Raw genomic sequence first — 25,321 nt, 5'->3', positions numbered from 1 at the left:
GCATCAGGGGCATTTTTTTGGCTGTCTGTAAGCAAAAAACCCGCCAGAAGCGGGTTTTTGTGTTATTTGAGAAAATTATTTAAAGACTTCTGCGACGGCCTGGAAGTTAGGGCCATGCTCGCGGGCAGCGATGATGACGTAGTATTTCCCGCCCTTCTCGTCTGCCAGTTTTGAGAGTTTTTGATGAAGATCTGAAGGTGAAGAAATTTGTCCACCTGAAGCCCCTACAGATACATTACCAAGGTATTCAAGCTTGAAGTGGTGCGCTTCATCCTTGGAAATCATATCTGCCGCAGACGCGCCGAAGCTTGCTACTGTTAAAGCCAATACACTCCCTAATAGTGCTTTTTTCATATCATTCCTCCTGTTGATGAATCTATATATTTAACATTAGCAGCAAATATGTAAATGATCCGTATCAATATTGTAGAAGGATTGAGCATCACGACCAGCCATTACTGACCTGAACAGCGGGTACAGCAGGTTCATCTACTATACTGACCTGTGCAGTCGTCATTTATCTGCCGGTTGCGCCTGAAGCAACCGAAACTTACCTGTACCATGACCATCAGGAGAACAATATGCACACGAGTAAAACCCTGAAAAGGCTGCTAGCCGTATCAGCAGTTGCAGCAATGTTCAGCACCGTTGGCGTACAAGCCCAGACAACCAGCGCCGCGCAAACTCAAACTGCGGGCCAGGCTCAACCGGACGCCAGACTCAGCTCCGGCGACGAGAAAGCATTGAAGGACATGGCGCAGGCCAATATCAACGAAGTTGCCGCCGCCAGGCTCGCCCTGGACAAGGCCCAAACCAGTGAAGTGAAAACATTCGCCCAGAAAATGGTCGACGATCACGGCGCCGCGCTGACCAAAGTCAAGACCGTTGCCCAGAAAAAGGGCGTGGAGCTGCCGACCGAACCAGACGCCGCGCATAAAGCCCTGAACTCAAGGCTGGAAAACCAGCGCGGTGACGCTTTTGACAAAATGTATATGGAATATGCTGGCGTGAAGGACCACGAGAAGGTGCTGTCGAAGCTTAAGAGCGACGCCAGTAAAATCGACGATCCGGATGTGAAGGCTCTGGCCAACGAGCACACTCCGGTCGTTGAGCACCATCTGAAGTCCGCCGAGCAGATGTCAACGCGTGCTGGCGCATCAGCCGATAAATAACGCGTCGGTAAAACGACTACTGCAAAATAAAGTGGGGCCCGCAGGCCCCACGTTTATTTCCCCTTCCTGCTGAATTATTCCGGCAAGGCGTAGACCACCACCTGATCGCCCACCTGATCCTTCAGGATCGTATTCCCGCCTGCCACGAAGGCCACATACTGGCGACCTTTATATTCATAGACGGACGGGTTCGCTACCGCCGGAGCTTCGGCCTGATCGGACCACAGCTCTTCACCACTCTCTACCGAGTAGGCACGCACTTTGGCATCCATTGAAGCACCGATGAAGATCACGCCGCCCGCCGTCACTGCCGGACCACCAATGGTAGGCGAACCCCAGCTTTCCGGCATGAAGAAGCCATACTGCTGGGAGGCGCCAACCGGACGACGCCATTTCACATCGCCCGTGTGCATGTCCAGCGCCACGATTTCACCAAACGGCGGTTGCCAGCACGGCATGCCAAGCCAGTTGCTCGCCACCAGCAGACGCATACCGTACGGGGCGCCTTCCTGTGGGGCAAAGCCGCTTTCGTTGCCGGAGTCTTTGTCTGCGTTATCGTAATCCTCACGGCTGTAGAGCTTCACGTACTGGACGATATGCGAGGTGTTGACGATGGCGATCTGTTTTTGCGGATCGAACGCCACCCCGCCCCACTGGACGCCGCCGGCGCTATCGGGATAGGTGAGCGTGCCTTCGCCTTTGGTGGTCGGCGGAGTATACATTCCCTCATAGGTCAGGTTATCCCACAGACGGGAGCACTGGCCGCCACCGACGATATCCGCCAGCTTCCAGATTTCCGGTTTTTTCGACTGGTCGAGCAGCGGTGCGGGTTTGGTCGGGAATGGCTGCGTGGGCGAGAGAACTTCGCCCTGGACCGACCCATCACCCTGCGGAACCGGACGTTCTTCGATTGGCCATACGTCCTCCCCCGTCAGGCGGTTAACCACAAACAGGAAACCCTGCTTGGTGGCCTGCACCAGCGCCGGGATCTGCTTGCCGTCTACGGTGATGTCCATCAGCGTCGGGGCGGAGTTGATATCGTAATCCCAGACGTCGTGGTGTACCCACTGACGTGACCAGACCACTTTACCGGTGTTGATGTCCAGGGCGGTGGTCGAGGTGCCAAGCGGAATAGCGTCTACGCGGTTGCCGCCCCAATAGTTGGGAGACGGCGATGAGACCGGGAGATAGACCAGCCCGTTAGCCTCGTCGGCGGACATGTGCGTCCAGACGTTGGCGGTACCGGTACGCTTGCGGATCTCTGCCGGGATCGCCTCAAAGGTCCATTCAAGCTTACCGGTCTGGGCGTTGACTGAAAATACGGTGCCCGGAGGGGCTTCGGCATAGGCCCAGTCCTTCCCGGCCCAGCCCACCAGCAGATGGTTGCCGACAACGGTTGGCGGTTGCAGGACAGAGAGCGGATACTTCGCGTTAACGGTGTTCCACTGGTTCAGATCCAGCACGCCGTTGTTCGCAAAGCCGCTGCACGGTTTGCCTGAATCGGCGTCCAGCGCAAAGAGCTTGCCGTCAACGGTGCCCATATAGACCATCTTCTGGCATGCCTCACCTGTCACCGGATTTTTGGCCTGCCAGTAGGAAACGCCGCGATTTTTCAGCACCGGCTGGGTCAGCGCCTTGCGCGACGATTTGGTGTCATAGTGCCACTTTTCTTTACCCGTCCCCGGATCCAGCGCAATCAGGCGATCGAATGGCGTGCCGATGTAGAGCGTATCGTTGGCGAAAATGGGCGTTGCGGACCAGACGGTAGCTGGCGTATCGCCTTTACCGTCCGAGACGTCGCCGGTATGGAACTCCCAGACTTTCGTTAATTTCCCGACGTTATCCGCCGTAATTTGGGTCAGGGGACTGTATTTCTGCGCGTTAAGCTGGCCGTGGAAGCTGTCCCAGGTGGCGGTGCCGGGCACCAGCGGCGTCGCTGGCTGGCTGGCCGAGGCGACTTTCTTTCCATCACCGCTGCCGGTTGAGGCATCGTCGGTGGTTTTTGTGGTTCCGGGCGCCTGCTGATCGGCCGCATCAATGTTCAGTGATTCCTGTGTCCCCTGAGAGGCTTCAGCGGCCTTATCCTGCGCCTGTAGCGCGAGCGGAGCGACCAGCAGCGCCAGCGCCGTCATGCTGACTTTTATGAAGGGATAATGCTTATCGTTGTGCACGGGCGGCTCCTCAGCTTCTGACGGGATGGTTGTAACGAGCGGAATGGCTGCTCAGCATAATCAGACCAATCAGGCCGACCACCATGGCTGCCGTTATGATGTACTGGTGCAGCAGCGCGGCGGCGAAAGCAATACCCGCCAACACCACCAGGGTGACAATAATCAGAAAAACGCGCGCCCCACGACGCGATGCCGCACGTAACATAAAGGTCAGGATTGCCAGCACTACGCTGGCAATGACCACGCCCAGTGCGCCAATGGTGCCATTGACGCCGGTAAGCGGCGTCCACCAGGCGTATAGCGCTACCGCGAAGGCTATTATCGCGGCCAGCAGCAGCAAAATGCTGCCGACCCGCGAGGATTGAGAATGCAACATACCAGGAAACCCCCTCTAAAATGCAAAATTGACCATTATTAAGGCGTTTTCGTGAATATATACCCCTGCTGCCCGCCGCTATTAAGGGAACGCGACGTGTGGAGCGGCGGCATATTTCACTAAACGTAACTGAGTATAGAAGAGGATTTTCTTATGGGGCGTTTAATAGCAGGCATACGACGTCCTTAACCCCTTCGCCACCATAAAGAGAGCGTTATGTTACAAGACGGTTCGAAAGCTACGAGCGGGTTACACGATTGTCTACATTCTGTTTTTTAATTTCAGGCATAACGGGATAATTTCACGCCCAATAAAATAATTAAATAAGCCCCCCTTCAATATGATGGCGCCTTATGGTACTTAATAAAACAGGGTGTTTATTCTTTAATTAACAGACGTGCAGGCAGGGAAAGTCAGTCGTTATTTGTTCGTTAATTTAACAAATCCCTTTCTTAATTAACCGCCTGTTAAAGCATCGTCAAAGAATAACGATAGTTATTGCAGGCATACACATAAGGTTTTCGGTATGCAACATCAAACCCCTCCCACCCGTGACGTAATGGCGCAGCGACGACTACAGACAGATAAAAACTAAATAAGTCGTCGTCCCTCTAACAACGCGGTAAAATATGATGAATAAAGCCACAACTCTCTCAGCTAATATTACAACACGCTCTAACTGGCACTGGCAGGATAATATCTGGACGCTGGGCCTTTATGGTACAGCCGTCGGAGCGGGAACACTGTTCCTTCCCGTGGAAATCGGCACCCGTGGTCCGGTTATTTTTCTGGTTATGCTCCTGCTGGGGCTGCCGTTATCCCTGATCCCCCATTTACTCCTTTGTCGTGTATATATGCGTGAAGAGAAGACTGAAAACGGCACGTTGCCGATCTTCGGCTCCTTCTTCAGCGGAAGGGGTGAAAAGCTGATCACCCTGTTCTATTGTGTGACCTTCTTCCCGGTAACCCTGGTTTACGGGGTGGCGCTGATTAATGCGCTGAGTAATTTACTGGTGGAGCATCTGCATATTACCGCCCTCAGCCGTGGGCCATTGTCGTTTATCGTGGTTGCTGCGCTGTATGTGGTGCTTAGCAAGGGCCGGGACAGAGTCGTGGCCATTATGAGCGCACTGGCGCTGCCGTTCGCGGCATCTGTACTGCTGATCGCCGTATCACTTATCCCGGGATGGCATCTGTCTAACCTGACCGATACGGCCGCTGAAATGAACGCCACGCCGCTGCCGGTAACGCTGAAAAATATCTGGCTGACGCTGCCGCTTATTACCTTCTCGTTTTGCTGTGCGCCTATGGTCTCCCCGCTGAGCTCTTACTACCGGGAGAGGAAAGCGGAGGGTGAGAAAAAGGCACTGTTCGTGATCCGTATCGCCTACTTAGCTATCTTCGCCAGTATCCTCTTTTTCGTGCTGAGCTGCGTGCTGGGGATCCCCCATGACAACTTTGTGCGAGCGAAGGCGGAAAACCTGAATGTGCTGTCGGTGATGAAGGGAAACGGTGATTTCAGCCTGATTTACCACATTGCCCCGCTCATCGCTATCATCGGTATGACGAAATCCTTCCTCGGCGTAGGTCTGTCGGTCGCACAAACGTTTGGTCAGCTGGCTGCCAGCGTATCCGGCAAAAAGGCCAACGCCAGCAAGCGGCTGGCCTCTCTGGCGCTGTTCCTGCTGACCTATGGCATTGTTTATGCCAATCCGGATGTGCTCAGCCTGATTGAAATGTTCTGCGGACCACTGATCGCGGTGATCCTGTTCCTGATCCCGGCGTACCTCATATACACCCGCCCCTCGCTGGCAGAGCTTCGCGGCGTGACGGTGTTTTTGGTCGTATTGGGGGGGCTGGCAACGCTGTCTGCATTGCTCTGGACAATGCTTTAGTCTGAACGCCGTTTGACTGTACCCATATACAGTAGTATTTTACGTTCAGGCTGAATCACATGCGTAATATCCATAAGGTAAACAATCATGTTTGTGGAACTGGTTTATGACAAGCGAAACGTACAGGGGCTGGAGGGAGCCAGGGAAATCATTCTGGCCGAACTGACAAAACGCGTGCACCGGATTTTTCCTGATGCCAGCGTGACGGTTAAGCCAATGCAAGCGAACGGCCTGAACAGCGACGCCAGCAAAAGCGACCGTGAAAAGCTCAACCGCATGCTTGAGGAGATGTTCGAAGAGTCGGACATGTGGTTAATACAAGAGTAACCGGGCGCAAAGCCCGGTTCTGGCTTCGGGAGACAAAGAGCATACAACGTTAACTTTGCGTAATTTCTTCCGCTATCGCGACGTACCGATTTACGCCTCCATGGTTCCCCCAGCATAATCCCACCGATCCGATTGTAAGACATATCCAGCGCGCGCCACATTTTCTTCCTGCCCTGCACTTTCAGTCTGACTGACTGGAGGTTTCTGTGTGTGGCCTTTTGTGAAGAATCCGGTTTGGGGTTATTCGAGGTAGCCCGCTGAAATGGAAACGTGAGCAAGCTCATCCGCTATGAACGAGGAACGGACGATCTAAGGGGTGTTCATTTCCTGGCCATTCGTTTGCCAAGAGCAAAGCAGACCATTGGCAGGGGAAGCGTCACTACCAGCAGCATCCATAGCAAAGTATATACTGTGTCCACCCCGTCATTTTGCAGATTGGTATACAGCTTTACCGGTATACCCTGCGGGAAATAAGCAAAGATCATCACGATCCCGAACTCGCCTACCGCGCGAACCCAGGCGAGTGTTACGGCAGAAGCCAGCCCAGGCAATGCCAGGGGTAATGTAAGAAAACGAAAGCGGTTCCAGGGAGAAGCTCCCAACGTTTGTCCCGCTTCAAGAATATTTTTGGGAACAGTGGCAAACGCCGAACGCGACACCACGATAAAATAAGGCAAAGCGCCGTAAACCTGAGCCAGCACAAACGCCGCCGGATTATTTACCAGCGTAGCTCCCAACAGTGAAAGCCAGCGGCCAATCACGCCATAAGGCCCGAAAGCCGAAACCAGCAAAATCCCCATTGCCAGCGGTGGCGTCAGCAGAGGGATCATCACCAGCAGTTCACCGATCAATCGTTTTCGACCCGTGGCTTGTGACAGCCACCATGCCACCGGCATGCCGATAAGAATGATAATTCCGAGCGCCAGCACACCCAGTCCCATTGAGACGGCAATGGCGCTGTCGTCGCGCCAGGCCAGCTTCAGATGATGCCAGGGCGTGACGCTAATCAGCGTGATAAAGGGGATACTTAACAGCAGGATAGCGGGCAGAGATAACCACCCCGCCACCCAGCCCGGTTTTCTTAGCGGGCGTATAAGCTGTCTCCTTTAGGTTCGGCGTAGCCAAACGCTTTGAACAATTTCTGCCCCTCGGCGCTTTGCATGAACGATACGAACTTTTGTCCCTGTTCTACACCATTCGGCGCGTTTTTCAGCACCGCCGCATAGAACACCATTGGTTGAGTGTGCAGAATTTGATCCTGGCCTTTGCTGTCTTTAATGGTAAAACTGACGGTGTCATACCACTGTTTCGTCATCGCCGGGTTGCTGAGGTTTATTTCATCCGGCAGCGCGACATACGGCAAATGCGCTGAGCGAACTTCACTCTCGTATCCCGCTGCTGCATCCACCTGACCGCTTTCCAGACGCGCCAGCAGCCCTCCTTCCTGATGAGTCTGCTGTGGGTTTTGCAGCGAGCCTAAAATTTTATCGGTGATGCCCGGCATGTTGTAATACTTTTCCGCCAGCATCAGGCTAAACACAATATTCTGGCCTTTTGGGTCGACATAAGGATCGGTGCGGCCAAATAAGACATCTTTCTGCGTCAGCAGAGTCAGCCACGAGCCGTCTTTCTTTCTGTTGGCCTGTTCAAACTGCGCTGCATATTTACCCTCAGGACTGTAAGCGACCACCATGCTGGTACTGGCGACAGGGACCGCCTCATCTATCAGCCCGGCGTCTTTGAGAATTTGCATCGGCCCCGGGGTGATGGAGACAAACACATCGGCCTCAATTTTGTGGCTTGCAAGCAGGCGTGCCATCCCGTATGCACCCTGGCCCTGCCCCTGATAGCCGTCGTTATTTGCTCTGGAAAAAGCCGGACCTAACCCCTGGTCCATTACTTTGCCCATGGAACCGGCATAAGTCACCCTGATATCCTTTGCCAGCGCCATGGATGGCATTTGCAGCAGCGCAACCGCCACCTGCACAACCTGCATTCGTTTCCTGGCCATAAACACCCTCTCGTTATGTATTCTTTTATATATCGAATTTTCCAGAAAAATCACCGCAATGACAACCTCCTCAAGCGCGCCGTTGATGCAAGGTTGAATTAAAGGAAATCGGTCTGGGTGGTGCATGGTCAACTTAGTCAGATGTTGTCATCCAAATGTGGGCAATTGTTCATGAAACATGCTGCGTAAACTCCTCGTGGCTTTGCGTAGAAGAATCTTGAACTCATTGTCATCAAGGTCTTTTGCACAGTTGTAGCCCAACTCGCTATATAGATAGATACATAGTGATTAAATAACTTGAGGAGTTGTGTATTGCTCAGGATTACCCTCGAGTCTGAGGGCGTCCTGTTCATTGAATATTTACGCTTTTGCGTCTGGCTGTTTTACTGCATATCCAACATACGTCTTCTTTAACTGGCCCAATGTTTCCGGCACCAGGCTCGTCACCCGTTCAAACCGGCACATTATTCGTTACCAGGATGGCAATGGCATGGCGGCCATCGCCGTGTCGTTGCCGCTGGTGGGGCCGAAGCGCATTTCGGAACAGGTGATGGCCAGGATAGCAATAAGCTGATTAGATCAGAATGTGTAACTCATGCTTACCGAGACGCTACGCGGTTCGCCATAGACGGCAGAGTCATCGAGGTATGAGTAGTATTCGCGGTCGAACAGGTTACGAACGTTTGCCTGCACCGCCAGCTGTTTCGTCAGCTGATACTGCGCGAACAAGTCGACGAGCGGATAGCTGCCCTGATAGAGGCGCTGCGTCTCGCCGTCCGGACCGGTGACATCTTTGTACACCTGATTCTGCCAGTTCACGCCGCCGCCTACGGTCAGATCCGGAAGCGCCGGGACGCGGTAACGGCTGAACACCTTAAGCTGCGTCTGCGGCGCAAAGCTGTTGAAGCGGCCATCTGAATCACGGGCAACATAGCGGGTCGCGCTGAAGGTAAGCTGTAGATTGTCGGTAACGGCACCGTTCACCTCAAATTCCGCCCCTTTGCTCACTGCGCCTTTGGTTGCGCGATAAGCTTGTTCGCTGGATCCATTAACGAATACCCCGCTGATTTCCTCCCCCGCGTTCTCCTGTTCTATGCGGAATACGGCAACGTTGGTGGTCAGTCGACCGTCCATCCAGTCTGCCTTCAGGCCGGTTTCATAATTTTTACCGGTGACGGGAGAGAGCCATGCCCCCTCTTTCGTGCGTTTGGTTTGCGGGGCAAAAATTGAGGTATAGCTGGCGTAAGCGGAAAGGCTGTCGTTGATGTCATACACCAGCCCGCCGTAAGGGGTTGTGTTGTATTTACGCATATCGCCGCTGCTGCCATCTGAGCTGTACTGGGTATAACGTGCGCCAACGATTAGCGACAACGGATCCGCCAGCGACAGGCGTGCCGCCGTATACGCCGATTTTTGCCGCACGATATCATCCGCATTTTGATACCAGTCGCCCCACTCCGGCTCGGCCACGCTGCCGTCCCAGCTGTTGTTGAAGATGCCAATCTGAGAACTGTCCATTGGCCCGTCTTTGCTGAAGGTAGCATTGTGCTGTCGGCTATAGTTGGCTCCGGCCATCAGCTGATGTTGACGCCCGAGAAGTTCAAAAGGCCCGCTGGCGTAGGCATCAAAGGCGTCCAGAGTGCGCTTGCCGCGATCCTTACTACCCCAGCCTGATGCGCCTTCTCCGGTGGTGGCGTCCGGATTGCCCATCACATAAAGCAGGGTATCATTGAACGTTTGCTCGCCGTGGGTTCCATTGAAACGCACCGACCAGCCGTTATCCCAGTTGTGGGTGAGGTTAGCAAAAACTTTACGCGACTCAACGGAGTATCCCGTCCAGTCTGCCGAGGTATTGACGTTGCGATCGTAATGGGTACGGCTGCCGTTACTGTACAGGCTGGGTAATCCGCCCCAGGTCGGGTTGGCTGTGTTTGTTTGCTGATAGTCCCAGCCCAGCGAGGCCGTCGTGTGTTCCGTTACATCGCCTTCAATGACGCCATAGAGAAATTTCTTGCGCTTGCCATATCTGTCAAGCCAGCTGTCCTGATCCTGATAACCTGCCACGACGCGCCCACGCAGGCTGCCGTCGGAATTGAGGGGCGCGGAGATGTCGCCCACATAACGCTGTTTGTTCCAGCTTCCGTAACTTGCGCTGACGTTGCCCCTGAAGGTTTTACTGTCGGCACGTTTACGCACCATGTTCACCGTTGCTCCCGGATCGCCAGCGCCGGTCATCAGGCCGTTTGCGCCACGCACAATCTCTATACGATCATAAATGGCAGTATCTTCCTGCGCATCGCCAAAGTTCCACGCGTCGCCCATTGATGTGGGGATCTCATCGTAGGCGAAATTGGTGATTTCAAAGCCGCGGGAAAAGTAGCTGGAACGCTCGCTATCAACCTGCTGCGACGAAACGCCGGTGGCATTGGTAAGTACCTGGTCAATGGTTTGCAGGTCTTGATCCTGCATACGCTGGCGCGTCACGACGCTGACTGACTGGGGGATATCGCGCGGGGTCAGCAGCATTTTGGTGCCTGAACGCGTGGTTTTTACCGCATAATCCTGCTGCGAGTCGGCGCTCCCGTTCCCGTCACCGTAGACAACCATCTCTTGTTCTTGCGTATTTTCATCCGCCTGTGCCGGGTGCATGACGGCGGACATTGCCAGCGCAAGCAGTGAAAGTGAGAAGGAAGCAGGAATTAATCCTGCGGGCGCTTTCGCGCGATTAGCCCTGCCATTAAAAATCATCATGTTACCTGTCTGTTGTTGTCGTTATGTGCAAATCATTCATCCAAATAAGAATGGAAATGATAATTATTTGCTTTATTATGCACAGGTAATTTTGTAAGTTAAATGTAAATAAATGTATATTTATCAAAATCAGCGCGGCTCGCGCATGACAGGAACAAAAAATGAACACATTCCATTGGCTAAAAGGAAAGACATGGGGCTTAAGCATTCTTACCGCGGCGTTAACCCTGAGCGCAACGGCGTCAGCAGCCCTCCCGGATTCGGCTGAGCTCAAGCAGCGCGAACTCGCTGACGGTCTGTATGAGATGGTTTACTCCCCAACGGCAAACGCGTTGTACGTTGCGAGCGCGCAGAGTTTCAAAAACGTCAACGGCGGGGTGCTCTATAAACTGGATCCCACAACGCTTGCCACGCAAGGTGAAACCCACACCGACCTGAAAAACTTCGGCATGGCAGCGGACGATAATGGCAAGGTCTACTACACCACCAACACCCTTGATGGCGGGGTATCGAAAGTGGACGTGCAAAGCGGCAAGGTGCTACAGCGCCTGATGTTTGAAGGCAAAGACAAGGATGGCGACCCGGTTGGTGCGCGTGAAATCCTCTTCCACAAGGGACAACTGTTTATCGGCGGCGTTGCCGACCCTGGGTTTATCTCCGTGGTTGATGCCAACACCATGACGCTAAAAGCCCGAATCGAAAATGCCGGGAAATGGGTGACGGGGATTATTTATTCGCCGCTGACAGACCGCCTTTATGCCGCCAATGGCGGCGGTGAAATTCTGGTGATTAACCCGGAGACGTATAAAATCGAACAGCGCTGGACGCCGGGAGATAAAAAAGCGTATTTGTTCCTGAATATGGCAGAAGATCCGGCCACCGGGCGCCTGTTCGTGACTGATGATTCAAAAGCCAAAACCACACTGGTATTTGATGAGCGCAGCGGGAAAGTTATCAAGCGTCTTAAAGGCGATGCGCTGGGAATAAAGTTTAACGCTGAGCGCAACGAAATTTTCATCACTCAGCGCGAATCCAGGAAGGTGTTGCAGCTTGACGCCGGGAGCTATGCTGTGAAAAACAGCTGGACGTTCACCAGCCATCCCAACAGTCTTCTGGTAACACCGGACGGTAAAACGTTATACGTAACCGTGAAGCAGGACTTCAATGACGACAACACGACGAAAGGCCCGGATAGTGTGGTTCGTATTTCATTAAATTAAACAATATACAGCCATCCTGTGAGGGATGGCTGACTTATAAACGTGGACGCTGAAGCAGTATATTTAGTCCGGCCAACGGATAAAGCCGGGTTAAAGCGCCAGATGTTCTAAAGTCGCGGGGATCCTTACTGGGTAAAAGTAAAGGTGTAGCTACGTGAAGCTGGCCCCTATCCTCCTGCAAATTTCGCAGAATTAAGGATTCATTTTGGGAAAGAAAAAACCGGGCCTCGCGCCCGGTTCTGTTCCCACACTAAAAAAGCCTTACGCACTCAATCCGCGATTCTCCAGCATCGGTTCAATCTTCGGATCGTGCCCGCGCCAGTTCCGGTAAAGTTCAGCTAAATCAGTGCTGTTGCCGCGGGACAAAATCGCCTCGCGGAATTTCTGTCCGTTTTCGCGCGTCAAACCGCCCTGCTCGACAAACCACTGATATCCATCGTCCGCCAGCATCTGCGTCCAGAGATAGGCGTAATACCCTGCCGCGTAGCCGCCGCCGAAGATATGGGCGAAATAGCTGCTGCGATAGCGCGGCGGTACGGCTGGAAGATCCAACCCCTCTTTTTTCAACGCGGCGGCTTCAAAGGCTTCCACGTCTTCAACGGGCTCCTGAATGCCGTGCCAGTTCATATCCAGCAGCGCGGCGCTCAATAGCTCCGTCATGTCATAACCCTTATTAAACTGGGTCGCATTGAGCATTTTTTCCCGCAGCGCATCCGGCATCGGTTCGCCTGTTTGATAGTGACGAGCAAAGTGCGCAAACACCTGGGGATGGCTGGCCCAGTGTTCATTGATTTGCGAAGGAAATTCAACGAAATCACGTGGCGTGTTGGTGCCTGAAAGCGTGGCATAGCGCTGGCTGGCAAACAGGCCATGCAGGGTATGGCCAAACTCGTGGAACAGGGTAATCACATCATCCCAGGAGATTAGCGCGGTCTGCCCGTTCGCCGGTTTTTGATAGTTGCAGACGTTATAAATCACCGGACGCGCGGCAAACTCATAAGACTGCTCAACAAAATTCCCCATCCACGCGCCGCCCGCTTTGGAATCACGCGCGAAAAAGTCGCCGTAGAACAGCGCCATGCCTTCACCCGTGTGGTCGAAAATCTCCCACACGCGAACATCCGGGTGGTAAACCGGAATATCGAAACGCTCGACAAAGCGGATACCGAACAGCTGCGTGGCGGTCCAGAATACGCCATCTTCCAGCACGGTATTGAGCGCGAAATAGGGTTTGATCTGTGACTCATCCAGCGCGTATTTCGCTGAGCGCACGCGTTCGGCATAAAACGCCCAGTCCCAGGCCTGTACCGTAAAACCACCCTGCTCGTCGTCGATGACCTTCTGAATATCCGCCTGCTCCAGCGCGGCCCTGCCGCGTGCCGCAGGAACTATCCCGCGCATGAATTCGAGCGCGGCTTCCGGCGTTTTCGCCATCTGATCGGCAATGCTCCAGCTCGCATAGTTGTCAAAGCCGAGCAGCTGCGCCTGTCTTGCCCGTAACGCGGTAAGCCGATGGATCAGCTCGCGCGTATCGTTTTCGTCGCCTTTCTGAGTGCGTTCCCAGCCCGCGCTGAACAACTTTTTACGGGTCTCGCGCAACGACAGCGCCGCCAGCGCGGGCTGTTGCGTGGTATTCAAAAGCGGGATCAGCCAGCGATCCGTCAGCCCTTTTTCTGCGGCAGCGTGAGCCGCGGCAGCCACCTCCTCCGCACTGAGCCCGTCAAGCTGGTGAACATCGTCCACCACCAGCCCTCCCGCCTTGTTCGCCGCCAGCAGGCGCTGGTTGAACTGGCTGGTCAGGGTGGCGGCTTCGGTATTCAGGGCTTTCAGCTCGGCTTTTTCATCGGCGTTCAGACGCGCGCCAGCAAGAACAAAGTGCTGATACATCTCCTCCGTCAGTCGTCGGGATTCGGCATCCAGCGCCTCGCGATCCTGCCAGACGGCTTCCACGCGGGCGAAAAGCGTATCGTTTAGCCAGATATCGTTCGCCAGCCCGGCCAGTTCGGTGGAGAACTGTTCGTCCAGTGCCTGAAGATCATCGTTGGTGTGTGCGGACGTCATGGCGAAGAACACGCTGCTCACGCGCGACAGCATGGCCCCGCTCTTTTCCAGCGCCAGCACGGTATTGTCGAAGTCCGGCGCGGCGCGCTGCGCGATAATCGCGTCAATGTCTGCACGCTTCAGGCGCATTGCTTCATCAAATGCCGGACGATAATGGCTGTCGTTAATCGCATCAAAACGTGGCGCCTGATAAGGCAACAGGCTAATTTCAAAAAAAGGATTGTTGACCGACATCGTTTACTCCTGAGCACGGTATTTCTCCCCAGAGTAGGCCAGCCTGCGCCGGCCTGCAATGGCGTCATACAAATGTTGCCTTAACGACGTGCCGGAGAGCGTGCTATGTTAGTACAACACAAAAAGCGTTGAGGAACAGTGAGATGATTATTTTAGTTACCGGGGCGACAGCGGGTTTTGGTGAAAGCATCACGCGTCGCTTCGTCGCCAACGGACACAAAGTGATTGCAACAGGGCGCCGTCAGGAGCGTTTGCAGGAGCTAAAAGACGAGCTGGGTGACAGCATTCTGACCGCGCAGCTGGACGTCCGCAACCGCGCCGCCATCGAAGAGATGATTGCCAACCTGCCTGCCGAATGGCGTGAAATTGACGTGCTGGTCAATAACGCTGGCCTGGCACTGGGCATGGAGCCTGCCCACAAAGCCAGCGTGGAAGACTGGGAAAACATGATCGACACCAACAACAAAGGGCTGGTGTACATGACCCGCGCCGTGCTGCCGGGCATGGTTGAACGTAACCGTGGCCATATCATTAACATCGGTTCCACCGCCGGAAGCTGGCCTTACGCGGGCGGCAACGTCTATGGCGCGACCAAAGCCTTTGTCCGCCAGTTCAGCCTGAACCTGCGCACCGACCTGCACGGAACCGCGATCCGCGTGACCGATGTTGAACCGGGTCTGGTAGGCGGAACTGAATTCTCCAACGTGCGTTTCAAAGGCGACGACGCGAAAGCGGATAAAACCTATGAAAACGCGAATGCGCTGACGCCGGAAGATATCACCGAAACCGTCTGGTGGGTCGCGACCCTGCCGAAGCATGTCAACATCAATACGGTTGAGATGATGCCCGTCAGCCAGACCTATGCCGGACTCAGCGTGCATCGCGGTTAATTTACCCCACCCGGCCTGCGGGCCGGGTATGTGATGGCAGGGAAAAGAATGGTAGTATGTTCAGGTTAACTCTCTGAGAAATCACAACCCATGGCCGCTGAATCGCAACTTAATCCTACCCAGCCCGTTAATCAGCAAATATATCGCATCTTGCGCCGTGATATTGTTCGCTGCCTGATCCCACCGGGAACGCCACTCTCAGAAAAAGAGGTTTCGGTACGTTTTGACGTTTCCCGTCAGCCCGTACGTGAGGCGTTTATTAAGCTTGCAGAAAACGGCCTTATTCAGATCCGCCCTCAGCGCGGCAGCTATGTAAATAAAATTTCGCTTTCGCAGGTACGGAATGGCTGTTTTGTTCGCCAGGCCATCGAGTGCGCCGTGGTGCGTCGCGCCGCGTCGCTCATCAACGATAACCAGTGCTACCTGCTGGAGCAAAACCTGCATCAGCAACGAATCGCCATCGACCGCAAACAGTTAAACGACTTTTTCCAGCTGGACGACGAGTTCCACCAGAAACTGGCGCAGATCGCCGAGTGCCAGCTCGCGTGGGATACCGTCGAAAACATCAAAGCTACCATCGACCGCGTGCGCTACATGAGCCTCGACCATGTTTCTCCGCCAGAGATGTTGCTGCGCCAGCATCATGATATTTTCAGCGCGCTGGAAAAACGCGACGTGGAAGCCGTAGATAAAGCGATGACGCTTCACCTTCAGGAAATTAGTGAGTCAGTTCAGTTAATTCGCCAGGAAAACCGCGAGTGGTTCAGCGAAGAATAAAACCTCGCCGCCCCCTTTCGGTTGCGGCGAAGTAATTAGCGGACCACTAATACCGGAATAGTGGCGTAGCGCAGAATAGTTTCAGCATTTGAACCCAGCAGATGGGTTGTAATGCTCGGATTTTTTGATCCGATAACAATGACATCATATTTCCCCTCTTTGCTGAGCTTGATGATTTCATCGCGTACGTTGCCGAAGCGAACTTCACAGTCAATATTGTCCGGGGACATATCAAAGAGCCGTTTCAGCGCCTTCATCTTCTTATCAGACTCGGCGGTCATATACTCTTCGAACTTCTTAATATCTGCATTGAACCCCCGCAGTAACGAACGGCTGCTGTTAGGGAGAATGTTGACCAGGGTGATCGTCGCGCCTTCCGCCTTCGCGAGGTTGACCGCGTGGCGTACCGCTTTATCGCTCAAATCCATTTCAAACACGTCAACAGGCATCAAAATTTTCTTATACATAAGCCTGACTCCTTTTCCGATGAAGGGTTATTTTCTGCCTCCAGAATGACATTGTGGATATAAACAAAGCCTAAACACTTGCACCCGGAAACTATCAATTAAGGAAAATAACTGTCCGCTTTGTAAAGTGGTGTCCTGAACCGTCAACGCCTGCATGAAATAAGAAAAAAGTGTGAGCTTGATCAAAAGCAAATAATTTCGTTAAAGAGAGGCGTATTAATAGTGCCCCGTGAACGGCAGCCGTTGAATTAGCGCCGTAACGGATAAGTACGAGAGGAGAAAATACCATGATGACATACGACCGTAACCGAAATGCAATCACTACTGGCAGCCGCGTCATGATTAGCGGCACAGGCCAGTTCGGCGTGATTAAAGCGATCCACAGCGACGGCCTTAATGCCGAGCAGGTGCGCCGTGGTAAAACGGTTGAAGTCGAAGGATGCGAAGGTAAGTTCGAACCGATTGAGCTGATTCGCCTGGGGATGCACTAAGCTGCGCCCCGACATGCCGCCGCGGACGGCGGCATGTCATCGCGTTAAAGCCGGGAGGCGTACTCAGCAACCGTGGCCTTCGCGCCTTTTTGCAGCAACGTTTGATAGGCCTGCATGACCGCAGCCACAAACACCGCGTCCTTCGGCAGCTCGTTACCGAAAATAGCCTCAATGCCCAACAGCGCGCTAACGCGGCTTTCGCCTTCAGCGCTACCGTTTACCGCCGCCTGAATCACCGCCAGCTGCGGATCGCTCACCTCAATCGCGTTACCCTGCTCATCCACACCGCCGACATAACGCATCCAGCCCGCCACACCCAGGGCCAGCAGCGGGAAGGGTTTCTGGTGGACAAGGTGCCAGCGAACGGAATCGAGCATCCGCTGCGGCAATTTCTGGCTACCGTCCATGGCGATTTGCCAGGTGCGGTGGCGCAGGGCCGGATTGCTGTAACGTGCGATCAGCAGGTCGGCATAGTGAGCTAAATCCACCCCCTTCACTTTCAGCGTCGGCGCCTGCTCTTTCAGCATTAGCGCATGCGCGGCTGCGCGATAATGTTCATCTTCCATGCAGTCGTTAATGTGCTGATAACCGGCCAGGTAGCCGAGATAGGCCAGGAACGAGTGGCTGCCGTTAAGCATACGCAGCTTCATCTCTTCAAATGGAATGACATCAGAAACCAGTTCCGCACCGGCCTTTTCCCACTGTGGACGTCCGGCGACGAAATTATCTTCTACCACCCACTGGCGGAACGGCTCGCAGGCGACACCTGCCGGATCGCGTACGCCGGTCAGCTGTTCAATTTTATCCAGCGTTTCAGCCGTGACGGCGGGCACAATACGGTCCACCATGGTTGACGGGAAGGTGACGTTCGCTTCAATCCAGTCGGCCAGTTCGCCATCAACAGCGCGCGCGTAGGCGCAGGTGACATTGCGCATCACGTGGCCGTTTTCCGGCATGTTATCGCATGACATCACGCTGAATGCTGGCAGCCCCGCCGCCTTACGCCGCGCCAGCGCTTCAACCACTACGCCTGGCGCAGATTTCGGCTGATGGGGGTTTTGCAGGTCGGCAACGATTAACGGATGATCGAACATCAGTTGTCCGGTTGCCGGGGAGTGGCAATACCCTTTCTCGGTGATGGTCAGGGAAACAATGGCGACCTGCGGATCGCACAGCGCCGCCAGCACGGTTTCAAGGCCGTCGACCTGCGCATGCAGCGCATTTTTGACGACGCCGACCACGCGCGCCGTCCACGCATCGGCAGACATCTCTGCTACGGTATAAAGATTATCCTGTGCCTTCAGATCGGCGATCTGCTGTTCGCCGCCAATCAGGTTAACTTCGCAGTAACCCCAGTCGCTGCCCTGTTCTGCGGCGAGTATATCGGTGTACACCGCCTGGTGCGCACGGTGAAAGGCGCCAAACCCTAAATGAACAATGCGTGCCTTGAGGCTGTCGCGATCGTACTGAGGACCCGTTGCCTTCGCCTGTAATAAACGGTTTTCCATGATTGAGACTCGTTAATTATGAACGCTGAGATCCGCAGCCGCTCTGGTGACAGTGCGGCTGCGCCGGTTGACTAAACCAACTAGAATGGCAGTGTCATTACTTTATCCTGCCGATCACAATACTGGTTATGCTGCCATGAACATTGATTTACATTAACTTTCGGCCAAGTGGTGTGATATAAAAATCAAGTTGTGTGACATCTGGCAAAAGATATAAACCAGCTCATACAGGGGTGCGCACCGTCTGCTCGCCGGACCGGACCGTCGGCTCACGCCACAACCTGTCGTAGGAATAGCCTGTTAAATCTTCCACGACCCGGCGAGCTTCGGCGGATACGCGTTGGGGAGAGCCGTTGGCTTTCAGGCGATCCAGCTCATCCACAAAGATTTTGTGCGTACGCTTGTTAAGGTTGAATGTCAGAGCCTGCCACAGGGCCAGGATAAGCAAGGCAGCAGTGCCGATGAACATCAGCATTGCGATGGTGTGGATGGCTTCGGTTGGCTGCGTCTGGCTCCCTTTTACAAATCCGCCGCTTTGTAACAGGAGACCCACAATAAAGGTGGCAATAGCGACCGTGGTTTTTCGGGAGAATGTCATTACCGCGGCAAACAGTCCCTCACGACGCTGACGGCTGACCATTTCATCGATATCTGGAATGAACGGGAACACGTTCCACGGTGTAAACTCAAGGACGCAGCGCCCCACCTGATACACCCCGGCCAGAATGACCAGCGTCGCGACGGTATTCAGCGCAGGGATCTGGTACACGGCAAAGAAGCCCCCCAAACAGAGCAACATCAGTGAATAGGCAAATACATATAGCTTTGATGGCCCATATCTGATGATCCCTATACCCGCAATTAACGTGACGGGCAGCCCCACAATACTCATCGACAGCAGCGTGCCTGCCAGTGAGGAAGAGACATTCAGACAGTACACGCAGAAAAATACAAATACCGTGTTGTAGACATCTTTGCCGGTAAACGACAGCAGATAGATGGCGAGATGTTTCCTGAAGGCCCGGATTTTCAGGGTGGAACCATACTCCTTAAAAAGTCGTCCAAAGGCAGCCAGCTTCTCCCCTGCTGTTTGTGGGCGTGTGTTTTTTTCCAGCCCGGAGAGCATTTCCGGCGTCAACTCGCGTTCCCAGGTCACTTTCCACGAGATGAATACACATACCATAAACAGTACAGCAAAAATAACGCCGTTTATGAGGTAGGCATGGGCGCTGTTTTCCCCGAAAAAGCCTATCAGTAATCCGGGAATAAATGTCGCCAGAAACGTCCCGGACGCTGAAAGAAACATGCGACAGGTAGAGAGTTTGGTCCGCTGGTTAAAGTCTTTTGTCATTTCTGACGGTAACGTTTCCCACGGGATCAGTACCATTGCAGCAATAATTTCAAATGCAAGATAGACGGCGAGATAAAAACCGTATGTCATGCCATCAAGCCACAGCAATGCATAGACCAGCATCAACGGTGCACCGATCAGCAAAAAGAAACGTCGGCGACCAAATTTTTTACCAAAATAGTTTTTGTAAAAATGGTCAGTGAAACTTCCCATAAACAAACTAACGATAGCATCGACAATGCGCGCTATAGCAACAATAGACGCCGCTTCAACCGGTGACAACCCAACAAATGTCGTATAGAAGAATAATAACCAGGCGCCGATAACGGTAAAGGCACCGCCGCCCATAATATCCGTTAGTCCGTAGCCGATACTAACCGGAATAGTAATTTTTTTTGCAGTACGAGACATGTTCCATCCCCACTCAGTGAGTAGAATTTAGAATCTGAAATAGTTTTCAGCATTATCATGGCAAATATTTTTAACCATCTTCGTTAGGATGGCGTTATTATCCGGAACTTCACCACGCTCCACCCAGCCACCAATGATATTGCACAAAATACGTCGGAAATAATCGTGGCGAGTATACGAAACCAGACTACGGGAATCGGTTAACATACCGACAAAATTCATTAATAGCCCCTGATCCGCAAGGCTATGTAGCTGGTTTTCCATTCCGCGTTGAGTGTCGTTAAACCACCATCCGGAGCCAAACTGTATCGGCGATTTAACGCCCAATTCCGCAGTCTGAAAATTAGCGATAGTCGTCGCGACAATATCGTTATAGCTGGCGTTGAGGTTATATAGAATAGTTTTGGGCAAAGCTTCAGCCTGCGCCATTGCATCCAGGAGTTGGTTGAGATTGGCCGCAAGATTCGACTGATCGGTCAGCGAGTCAAAACCAGTATTACTACCCAAAGAACGGTACATGCGGGAATTATTATTGCGAATCGCACCGAAGTGTATCTGCATTGCCCAGTTATGCTGCCTGTAATTATGCGCCAGTATAATAAAAATGGCACTGTCAAGAATCGCATTATTACGGGCGTCCAGATTTTCACCCCGGCGCTTTCGGGCAAACACGGATTCAACCTGACTTTCATCTGCTGACTGAAAATGGATCTCCACGGGTCCGTGATCGGAAATTCGGCACCCCATTTTGTGGAACCAGGCAATACGCTGCCTCATTCCCTTAACAAAATCGCTGAATGTCTGGATTTTAGATCCTGTCGTCTCACCTAATCGATCGATAAAGTCGGCAAACTGTTCCGCGTTTTGCGCAAAAACATCGTCCGGACGGAAGGTCGGTAATACCTTAACGTTGAACGTCGCGTCATCACGCAATAATTGATGGTAGCGTAAATCATCAAGCGGAGCATCTGTCGTGCAAATAACTTCTACCCTGGAGCGTTTAATGAGTTCCCTCGGCGTAAAATCAGGCTGCTGCAATAGCAGATTACAGCGCTCCATTATTTCACGCCAGTTATGCCTGCCCAGCGGTTCGTCACAGTTAAAATAGTGGTGAAGTTCTAAATGAGTCCAGTGATAGAGCGGATTTCCATAGCTCGCTTCGACCGTTTCAGCCCATGCCGCAAATTTATCCTCCGCCGGGGCATCGCCCGTAATGTATTTTTCGTCAATACCGTTGGCGCGCATGGCGCGCCATTTATAATGATCGCCAGCCAGCCAGAGTTCGGTAATATTATCGAGATTTTTATTCTCGAAGATATCTTTCGCGTCCAGGTGACAGTGATAATCAATAATTGGCAGCGCTTTCGCGACGTTACGATAAAGTTCAACACCTCTCGCATTGCCAATCATAAAGTTATCGTTAATAAAACTCATGACAGGGCTCCATATTTCCGCTGCTTCGCTGCGGTATCGCTCTGGCGCAGGGGTTCAGCTGCATCTTCCACCAGGCTCAAATCGCGGTCGCGCACTTCTGGCATCAGCAAAGCGGAGACCAGCCCAATCAGCGAGTACGCCACCAGCATCGCCACAATCGGCCACCAGGACCCGGTCATATTGCAGAAGATCCCCGCCAGCACCGGACCAAAGCCTACCGCCACGAGACCGCCCGCCTCTTTGGAGATCGCCATGCGGGTAAAGCGGTTTCGCGAACCAAACATCTCCGCCATGGTGATGTTTTCCAGCGCAAACAGCCCGAGCACCGCAAAGTTATGAATAACGATGATAGAGAGCATAATCACGCCCGGCGCGTAACTCTTATCGACGATAATCGACAGCATCGGGTAAGCCAGAATAATGGCTGAAATGTTAAGGATGATATATGGCAGACGGCGCCCCACTTTATCGGACAGCCAGCCCAGCAGCGGGATGGAGACGAAGCCAAGAATCGAGCTGATCATCAGCGCATCGGTTGGGATCGCCTTATCAAATAACAGCGTCTGTACCAAGTACCCGGCAAGGAAGGTCTGGATAAGCCCAGAGTTACCGGCCTGACCAAAGCGCAGCCCCGTCGCCAGCCAGAACGATTTGCTCTTAAACATCGCGCCGACCGAGGTATCCTGCGCAGCAACCGGCGCAACGGATTCGGCATCGTTTACCTTCTCAAACACCGGGCTCTCTTTAAGGTTCATACGCAGCCAGATGGCGAAGATCATCACAACCACGCTGGCGAGGAACGGCACGCGCCAGCCCCAGGCAATAAGTTCTTCACGATCGAGGGCAAAGAACATCACGGCCCAGATCGCCGTGGCGCTCAGCGTCCCGCAGTTGGTGCCCATGGCCACCAGCGAGGAGATGATGCCGCGTTTACCCTTCGGGGCGTATTCGGCCAGCATGGTGCCTGCGCCGGAGATTTCAGCCCCCGCGCCCAGCCCCTGAATAATACGCAGCGTCACCAGCAGCACCGGTGCGAAAATCCCGATCTGCGCGTAGGTTGGCAGGACGCCGATTAAGGTGGTGCAGATCCCCATCATGGTGATGGTGATAAACAGCACTTTTTTACGGCCAATTCTGTCGCCCATTCTGCCGAAGATAAATGCCCCGACAATACGCGCGATGTAGCCTGCGCCGTAGGTGCCCATCGCCAGGATCAGCGCCATGGCCGCGGACTGCTCAGGGAAGAAAATTTCATGAAACACCAGCGCGGCGCCAAGGGAGTAGAGCTGGAAATCCATAAACTCCAGGGCGGTGCCCAGCCAGCCAGATACGGCGGCTTTCACCAGATCTGACGTACTTCTTTGAGGTTGTGCTTGAGTCATAATGGCTATCTCTGCAAGGTAAGATGCGTACCACTGAGAGCCTGTCTTCGCAGGCTCTTAACCGCGTGAATTATTATTGGTCGAACGTGAGCAAGACTTTGCAGCACTGCCGCTGGTCTTTTTCAAACAGTTCGATGGCGTCTGTAACGTGGTGATAGTCAAATGTATGGGTGACCAGTTTTTCAGGGTCGATCAGCCCTTTTTCCAGCCATTCAATGACCACCGGGAATTTGTTGGCATTCAGGCGCGAAGAGAAGATCGACAGCTCTTTGCCGGTGATCCCCTGCTGCACAATCTGGCTCGGGTCGCTGGAGAAGCCCATCAGCACGATGCGCGCCGCCGGAGACGCCAGCGTAATCGCTTCCTGTAAAATGGACGGATGACAGGCAGCATCGATGATTAACGTCGGCTTGATGCCTTTTTCATCCAGCGCGGCCTGTAAAGAATGCTCGCCGTTGTTGAAGACCCAGTCTGCGCCGCTGCGTTGCGCCATCTCCAGCCGCTCATCAATGCGATCCACCACGATGACCTGCTTCACCTTGTAAACGCCCTTCAGCGCCTGCACGGTGACCAGCCCCATCGGGCCTGCGCCGTAAATCAGCGCCACATCCTGTTCGGTGGGTTTTGCCTGCCCCGTTACGTTGGCGGCAATGGTGAATGGCTCAACCATCACCGCGTGGTGGTCAGAGATCGCATCCGGAATGCGCCAGGCATTTTTCGCCGGCACCACGGCGTATTCGCTGAAGCCGCCGTCACGGTGGACGCCCAGCACCACCAGCGAAGTACAAACGTTCGGTTTTCCAACGGAACACGGGTAGCAGTGCCCGCAGCTGATCACCGGATCAACCGAAACGCGCTGGCCCAGTCGGGTGCCCTCCACGCCTTCGCCAACCGCGTCTATTTCGCCAAAGAACTCGTGACCGATTACCCGCGGGTATTTCGCAAACGGGTTATGCCCGCGATAGATATGGCTATCTGAACCGCAAATACCGGCGAGCTTAATTTTGACGCGGACGTCGCCTGCGCCCGGCAACGGGAGAGGACGCTCTTCAATCACCAGCACATCCGGCTGTTGGATCACTACGCTTTTCATCATTCGCTCCTCGTTTACCAGTTCCAGAGGGTGCCGTCTTCCAGACGAGCCACCGGCAGATAAGCCGGATCGTACGGGTATTTCGCCGCCAGCTTCTCATCAAACTCAATGCCCAGCCCTGGCTTGTCGCCCGGGTGCATATAGCCGTTATCGAAGCGCCAGCTGTGCGGGAACACTTCCAGCATCTGCTCCGAATACCCCATATACTCTTGCACGCCAAAGTTCGGTACCCACAGGTCAAAATGCAGCGCCGCGGCGTGGCAAATCGGCGACAGATCCGACGGGCCGTGTGAGCCGGTACGCACCTGATAAAGTGAGGCAAAGTCCGCAATGCGACGCATCCCGGTGATGCCGCCCGCATGGGTTATGGTGGCGCGGATATAGTCAATGAGCTGCTCTTCAATCAGCTGCTTGCAGTCCCAGATGCTGTTGAACACTTCCCCCACCGCAATTGGCGTGACGGTGTGCTGGCGGATCAGGCGGAAACACTCCTGGTTTTCAGCGGGAGTCGGATCTTCCATCCAGAACAGACGGTACTCTTCAATGCTTTTGCCGAATCGCGCCGCTTCGATGGGCGTCAGACGGTGGTGCATGTCGTGAAGGAGATGTTCATTGAAGCCGAACTGACTGCGCACTGCGTCGAACAGTTTCGGCGTGAAGTCGAGGTATTTTTCAGTGGACCACAGCTGCTCTTCCGGCCAGGCGCCCTTGGTCGCTGGCTCATACGCCAGCCCTTTTCCTTTTGCCATGCCGTAGGTGGTTTTCATTCCCGGCACGCCGCACTGCACGCGAATTGCCTTGAAGCCCATCTCTTTATGACGGGCATAATCTTCCAGCACGTCGTCAATGGTGTGCCCGGTGGTGTGACAATAAACCATCACCCCTTCCCGGGAGGCTCCGCCCAGAAGCTGATAGAGCGGCATGTTCGCGGCTTTCGCCTTAATGTCCCACAACGCCATATCCACGGCAGAAATCGCTGACATGGTGACCGGACCACGACGCCAGTAAGCGCCTTTATAGAAGAACTGCCAGATATCTTCGATGCGGTGCGCATCGCGGCCAATCAACTGAGGGCACAGGTGATCTTTCAGGTAGGAGGCAACGGAAAGTTCACGTCCGTTCAGCGTGGCATCACCCAGGCCGACAATGCCCTCATCGGTGGTGATTTTAAGGGTGACAAAGTTACGCCCCGGGCAGGTGACAAATACTTCAGCCCCGACAATCTTCATAATCCATTTCCTTACATCGCTCGTTGTGATGCAGGAAATTTACGCAACTACACTACTACCATACAAGTAT

22 protein-coding genes are annotated in these 25,321 nt (G+C 53.8%); 8 read left to right on the top strand and 14 right to left on the bottom strand.

The features are described from left to right. Positions 1 to 75: 75 nt before the first annotated feature. A complete protein-coding gene (locus ACOTWU_RS14590) occupies positions 76 to 354 on the bottom strand; it encodes a DUF1471 domain-containing protein (protein ID WP_003857380.1) in 279 nt (92 codons plus the stop codon). A 227-nt stretch (positions 355 to 581) separates the two neighbouring features. Here ACOTWU_RS14590 and ACOTWU_RS14585 point away from each other — a divergent pair, with 227 nt between their 5' ends. Next, positions 582 to 1,172 carry a DUF4142 domain-containing protein gene (locus tag ACOTWU_RS14585; RefSeq protein WP_063151511.1) on the top strand — a complete coding sequence of 197 codons (591 nt, stop codon included), beginning with the start codon at positions 582 to 584 and terminating at the stop codon, positions 1,170 to 1,172. Between the two features lie 74 nt (positions 1,173 to 1,246). Here ACOTWU_RS14585 and ACOTWU_RS14580 read toward each other — a convergent pair whose 3' ends face one another. Further along, the gene (locus tag ACOTWU_RS14580) at positions 1,247 to 3,343 is read right to left on the bottom strand and encodes a pyrroloquinoline quinone-dependent dehydrogenase (protein ID WP_045335264.1); all 2,097 of its coding nucleotides are present in this window, start codon (positions 3,341 to 3,343) and stop codon (positions 1,247 to 1,249) included. A gap of 10 nt (positions 3,344 to 3,353) precedes the next feature. After that, entirely contained in the window at positions 3,354 to 3,719 is a 366-nt protein-coding gene (locus tag ACOTWU_RS14575) for a hypothetical protein (RefSeq protein ID WP_045348167.1), read from the bottom strand. A gap of 632 nt (positions 3,720 to 4,351) precedes the next feature. Between ACOTWU_RS14575 and ACOTWU_RS14570 the strand changes: the two genes are divergently transcribed. Both ACOTWU_RS14570 and ACOTWU_RS14565 read left to right on the top strand, forming a co-directional pair. Then, complete coding sequence (locus ACOTWU_RS14570; RefSeq protein WP_017384529.1) at positions 4,352 to 5,614, top strand: amino acid permease; 1,263 nt, start codon at positions 4,352 to 4,354, stop codon at positions 5,612 to 5,614. An 87-nt stretch (positions 5,615 to 5,701) separates the two neighbouring features. Continuing rightward, the gene (locus ACOTWU_RS14565; RefSeq protein ID WP_003857390.1) at positions 5,702 to 5,941 is read left to right on the top strand and encodes a DinI family protein; all 240 of its coding nucleotides are present in this window, start codon (positions 5,702 to 5,704) and stop codon (positions 5,939 to 5,941) included. A gap of 320 nt (positions 5,942 to 6,261) precedes the next feature. Here the strand turns inward: ACOTWU_RS14565 and ACOTWU_RS14560 are convergent, their stop codons facing one another. Both ACOTWU_RS14560 and ACOTWU_RS14555 read right to left on the bottom strand, forming a co-directional pair. Beyond that, a complete protein-coding gene (locus ACOTWU_RS14560) occupies positions 6,262 to 7,008 on the bottom strand; it encodes a molybdate ABC transporter permease subunit (RefSeq protein WP_017384530.1) in 747 nt (248 codons plus the stop codon). Between the two features lie 14 nt (positions 7,009 to 7,022). Further along, entirely contained in the window at positions 7,023 to 7,937 is a 915-nt protein-coding gene (locus ACOTWU_RS14555; protein WP_126499239.1) for an extracellular solute-binding protein, read from the bottom strand. Between the two features lie 367 nt (positions 7,938 to 8,304). Here ACOTWU_RS14555 and ACOTWU_RS14550 point away from each other — a divergent pair, with 367 nt between their 5' ends. Further along, on the top strand, positions 8,305 to 8,526 hold the full coding sequence (locus tag ACOTWU_RS14550; protein WP_126499229.1) for a hypothetical protein: 222 nt from the start codon (positions 8,305 to 8,307) through the stop codon (positions 8,524 to 8,526). A gap of 5 nt (positions 8,527 to 8,531) precedes the next feature. Here ACOTWU_RS14550 and fhuE read toward each other — a convergent pair whose 3' ends face one another. After that, a complete protein-coding gene (fhuE, locus tag ACOTWU_RS14545) occupies positions 8,532 to 10,700 on the bottom strand; it encodes a ferric-rhodotorulic acid/ferric-coprogen receptor FhuE (RefSeq protein ID WP_126499238.1) in 2,169 nt (722 codons plus the stop codon). A gap of 164 nt (positions 10,701 to 10,864) precedes the next feature. On the opposite strand from fhuE, the gene ACOTWU_RS14540 reads away from it, so the two are divergent. Further along, the gene (locus ACOTWU_RS14540) at positions 10,865 to 11,923 is read left to right on the top strand and encodes a YncE family protein (RefSeq protein ID WP_017384534.1); all 1,059 of its coding nucleotides are present in this window, start codon (positions 10,865 to 10,867) and stop codon (positions 11,921 to 11,923) included. A 261-nt stretch (positions 11,924 to 12,184) separates the two neighbouring features. On the opposite strand, the gene dcp is transcribed toward ACOTWU_RS14540, so the two are convergent. Beyond that, positions 12,185 to 14,218 (bottom strand): peptidyl-dipeptidase Dcp, encoded by a 2,034-nt coding sequence (gene dcp, locus ACOTWU_RS14535; protein WP_126499228.1) that lies wholly within the window; start codon positions 14,216 to 14,218, stop codon positions 12,185 to 12,187. Positions 14,219 to 14,361: 143 nt separating this feature from the next. On the opposite strand from dcp, the gene ydfG reads away from it, so the two are divergent. Next, positions 14,362 to 15,108: a bifunctional NADP-dependent 3-hydroxy acid dehydrogenase/3-hydroxypropionate dehydrogenase YdfG gene (ydfG, locus tag ACOTWU_RS14530; protein ID WP_022647991.1), complete on the top strand. Its 747-nt coding sequence runs from the start codon at positions 14,362 to 14,364 to the stop codon at positions 15,106 to 15,108. 90 nt (positions 15,109 to 15,198) lie between these two features. Continuing rightward, complete coding sequence (locus ACOTWU_RS14525; protein ID WP_003857403.1) at positions 15,199 to 15,885, top strand: GntR family transcriptional regulator; 687 nt, start codon at positions 15,199 to 15,201, stop codon at positions 15,883 to 15,885. A gap of 35 nt (positions 15,886 to 15,920) precedes the next feature. Here the strand turns inward: ACOTWU_RS14525 and ACOTWU_RS14520 are convergent, their stop codons facing one another. After that, positions 15,921 to 16,352 carry a universal stress protein gene (locus tag ACOTWU_RS14520; RefSeq protein WP_015570611.1) on the bottom strand — a complete coding sequence of 144 codons (432 nt, stop codon included), beginning with the start codon at positions 16,350 to 16,352 and terminating at the stop codon, positions 15,921 to 15,923. Between the two features lie 287 nt (positions 16,353 to 16,639). Between ACOTWU_RS14520 and ydfZ the strand changes: the two genes are divergently transcribed. Then, complete coding sequence (gene ydfZ, locus ACOTWU_RS14515) at positions 16,640 to 16,843, top strand: putative selenium delivery protein YdfZ (protein ID WP_003857405.1); 204 nt, start codon at positions 16,640 to 16,642, stop codon at positions 16,841 to 16,843. 44 nt (positions 16,844 to 16,887) lie between these two features. Here ydfZ and ACOTWU_RS14510 read toward each other — a convergent pair whose 3' ends face one another. From ACOTWU_RS14510 to manD, 6 genes are all read right to left on the bottom strand, one after another. Next, complete coding sequence (locus ACOTWU_RS14510) at positions 16,888 to 18,351, bottom strand: fructuronate reductase (protein ID WP_252049293.1); 1,464 nt, start codon at positions 18,349 to 18,351, stop codon at positions 16,888 to 16,890. Between the two features lie 223 nt (positions 18,352 to 18,574). Then, a complete protein-coding gene (locus tag ACOTWU_RS14505) occupies positions 18,575 to 20,113 on the bottom strand; it encodes an MFS transporter (RefSeq protein ID WP_045348162.1) in 1,539 nt (512 codons plus the stop codon). A 27-nt stretch (positions 20,114 to 20,140) separates the two neighbouring features. Continuing rightward, entirely contained in the window at positions 20,141 to 21,547 is a 1,407-nt protein-coding gene (gene uxaC / locus ACOTWU_RS14500) for a glucuronate isomerase (protein ID WP_058700311.1), read from the bottom strand. After that, complete coding sequence (locus tag ACOTWU_RS14495) at positions 21,544 to 22,929, bottom strand: MFS transporter (protein WP_032670001.1); 1,386 nt, start codon at positions 22,927 to 22,929, stop codon at positions 21,544 to 21,546. The genes uxaC and ACOTWU_RS14495 overlap by 4 nt, the downstream gene beginning before the upstream one ends. 73 nt (positions 22,930 to 23,002) lie before the next feature. After that, positions 23,003 to 24,022 (bottom strand): Zn-dependent oxidoreductase, encoded by a 1,020-nt coding sequence (locus tag ACOTWU_RS14490; protein WP_220719581.1) that lies wholly within the window; start codon positions 24,020 to 24,022, stop codon positions 23,003 to 23,005. Between the two features lie 14 nt (positions 24,023 to 24,036). Continuing rightward, entirely contained in the window at positions 24,037 to 25,251 is a 1,215-nt protein-coding gene (gene manD, locus ACOTWU_RS14485) for a D-mannonate dehydratase ManD (RefSeq protein WP_017384541.1), read from the bottom strand. Between the last annotated feature and the right edge of the window lie 70 nt (positions 25,252 to 25,321).

This window comes from Enterobacter cloacae complex sp. GYL001 (genome assembly GCF_049237125.1).
GTDB classification, from domain to species: domain Bacteria; phylum Pseudomonadota; class Gammaproteobacteria; order Enterobacterales; family Enterobacteriaceae; genus Enterobacter; species Enterobacter hormaechei_C.
Note: the sequence above shows the minus strand (reverse complement) of the source record. Positions and strands in the feature narration are given on the sequence as shown.

Excerpts from the sequence above, each read along its gene's own strand:
- ACOTWU_RS14570 (WP_017384529.1), top strand. The coding sequence starts at position 4,352 with ATGAATAAAGCCACAACTCTCTCAGCTAATATTACAACACGCTCTAAC.
- manD (WP_017384541.1), bottom strand. The coding sequence starts at position 25,251 with ATGAAGATTGTCGGGGCTGAAGTATTTGTCACCTGCCCGGGGCGTAAC.
- ACOTWU_RS14490 (WP_220719581.1), bottom strand. The coding sequence starts at position 24,022 with ATGAAAAGCGTAGTGATCCAACAGCCGGATGTGCTGGTGATTGAAGAG.
- uxaC (WP_058700311.1), bottom strand. The coding sequence starts at position 21,547 with ATGAGTTTTATTAACGATAACTTTATGATTGGCAATGCGAGAGGTGTT.
- ydfZ (WP_003857405.1), top strand. The coding sequence starts at position 16,640 with ATGATGACATACGACCGTAACCGAAATGCAATCACTACTGGCAGCCGC.
- ACOTWU_RS14575 (WP_045348167.1), bottom strand. The coding sequence starts at position 3,719 with ATGTTGCATTCTCAATCCTCGCGGGTCGGCAGCATTTTGCTGCTGCTG.
- ACOTWU_RS14585 (WP_063151511.1), top strand. The coding sequence starts at position 582 with ATGCACACGAGTAAAACCCTGAAAAGGCTGCTAGCCGTATCAGCAGTT.
- ACOTWU_RS14505 (WP_045348162.1), bottom strand. The coding sequence starts at position 20,113 with ATGTCTCGTACTGCAAAAAAAATTACTATTCCGGTTAGTATCGGCTAC.
- ACOTWU_RS14525 (WP_003857403.1), top strand. The coding sequence starts at position 15,199 with ATGGCCGCTGAATCGCAACTTAATCCTACCCAGCCCGTTAATCAGCAA.
- ACOTWU_RS14565 (WP_003857390.1), top strand. The coding sequence starts at position 5,702 with ATGTTTGTGGAACTGGTTTATGACAAGCGAAACGTACAGGGGCTGGAG.
- ACOTWU_RS14590 (WP_003857380.1), bottom strand. The coding sequence starts at position 354 with ATGAAAAAAGCACTATTAGGGAGTGTATTGGCTTTAACAGTAGCAAGC.
- ACOTWU_RS14520 (WP_015570611.1), bottom strand. The coding sequence starts at position 16,352 with ATGTATAAGAAAATTTTGATGCCTGTTGACGTGTTTGAAATGGATTTG.
- ACOTWU_RS14555 (WP_126499239.1), bottom strand. The coding sequence starts at position 7,937 with ATGCAGGTTGTGCAGGTGGCGGTTGCGCTGCTGCAAATGCCATCCATG.
- dcp (WP_126499228.1), bottom strand. The coding sequence starts at position 14,218 with ATGTCGGTCAACAATCCTTTTTTTGAAATTAGCCTGTTGCCTTATCAG.
- fhuE (WP_126499238.1), bottom strand. The coding sequence starts at position 10,700 with ATGATTTTTAATGGCAGGGCTAATCGCGCGAAAGCGCCCGCAGGATTA.
- ACOTWU_RS14540 (WP_017384534.1), top strand. The coding sequence starts at position 10,865 with ATGAACACATTCCATTGGCTAAAAGGAAAGACATGGGGCTTAAGCATT.
- ACOTWU_RS14495 (WP_032670001.1), bottom strand. The coding sequence starts at position 22,929 with ATGACTCAAGCACAACCTCAAAGAAGTACGTCAGATCTGGTGAAAGCC.
- ydfG (WP_022647991.1), top strand. The coding sequence starts at position 14,362 with ATGATTATTTTAGTTACCGGGGCGACAGCGGGTTTTGGTGAAAGCATC.
- ACOTWU_RS14510 (WP_252049293.1), bottom strand. The coding sequence starts at position 18,351 with ATGGAAAACCGTTTATTACAGGCGAAGGCAACGGGTCCTCAGTACGAT.